Raw genomic sequence first — 1,435 nt, forward strand, 5'->3', positions numbered from 1 at the left:
TGTTGAAGGTCAGTTGGTGGCCGTGGTCGGTCAGATCGGCAGCCACATCGCCGCTGCTGCCCGCCAGGGCAAAGGCCGCCAGCGCATCGGCACCGGGGAAGGCCTGTAACTCGGGTGCCTGATTGTCCGCCGGTGGGGTCGCGGGGTCGGCCGCTACCGCCAGGGTAAAGGTGTCCGAGGCGCTGGCCAGGCCATCACTGGCGGTGACCGTGACCGACAGCGAGCCCACATCACCACTGCCGGGCGTACCCGAGAAGGTGGTGCTGGCGGCATCGAAGCTGAGCCAGGCGGGCAGGGCACTGCCATCGGCCAGGGTGGCACTGTAGCTCAGGGCATCACCCTCCAGGTCGCTGAAGCTGTCTGCGGGCAGCTGGTAGCTGAAGGGGGTGTCCTGATCGGCACTCTGATCGGCCAGGGCGACATCCAGTACCGGCCCGTCGTTGCTGCCGTTGAGGGTGATGGTCAGGGTGTGGCTGGTGCCATCCGCTGAGGTCACGGTCAGCGTCTCGGTCAGAGTTTCACCCTCCCCGAGCTGCTGAATGGCCGACTGGCTGTTATCGGCGCTGTAGGTCCACTGGCCACTGGCATCCAGGGTCAGTTCACCGTAGCTGCCGGTGAGGGTGGTGGCGATAAACTGGGCTTCACCGGCATCGCTGTCACTGATGATCAGGGTACCGCTGGCGCTCAGGACGTCGCTGCTGTCTTCGGTCACCGTGGCGCTGTCATCGCCGGCAATCACCGCCGGGTTATTGGCCTGCTGGTCCGGGTTATCGACGCTGCGGGCCTGCAGGCTGATGTTGTCAACCACCATGTCACGACCAGTGGGATCGGCGGTGGTGTCGGAGATGCGCAGCACCAGGTTGCCCGCTGACGAGGCAGTGAATGCCAGGTTCAGGGTCTGCAGGGTCGTGGAGTCGCTGTTGAATGCCTGTGTGGCCAGCACCTCACCGGACGTTTCATCAACCACCTCCACCTGACCGGACACTGGCCCGTCCGACCAGGCGGCACCGTAATCCAGGCTCAGACTGTAATTGATGTCCGGATGGCCCTGAATCACCTGTTCCACGATGCCGTCTGACGCACCACCTGCGCCGTCACCATTAAACGCCAGGCGATTACCATAGAACTCCACCGCTCCGGTCATGGTCCAGTGTTCATCGGTGTTGAAATCGCCGTTACGCACCAGGTTGGTGTCCAGCTGCAAATCCTGGTAGAGATCCTGCGCCACCGACACGGTGTAGGGCTGTTCGCTGAAGGCACCGAATGCATCGGTCACCCGCACGGTCAGCTGATGGTGGTCAGCACTGCCGTGATCCAGGGCACCGGCAACACGGATTGCGCCGGTATTGGCATCAATGGCAAACAGACCACCGGCGTCGTCGGTGAGGCTGAAGGTCAGGCTATCACCATCGGCGTCACTGGCCGACACCTGCCC

At 63.6% G+C, this 1,435-nt stretch carries 1 protein-coding gene; it reads right to left on the reverse strand.

Annotation, left to right across the window (positions count from 1 at the left end):
* A partial coding sequence (locus J7438_RS25460) for a VCBS domain-containing protein (protein ID WP_209278840.1) occupies positions 1-1,435 on the reverse strand: 1,435 nt, incomplete at both ends.

This window comes from Thalassotalea sp. G20_0, from assembly GCF_017744175.1.
In the GTDB taxonomy this organism is placed as follows: Bacteria; Pseudomonadota; Gammaproteobacteria; order Pseudomonadales; family Endozoicomonadaceae; genus Endozoicomonas.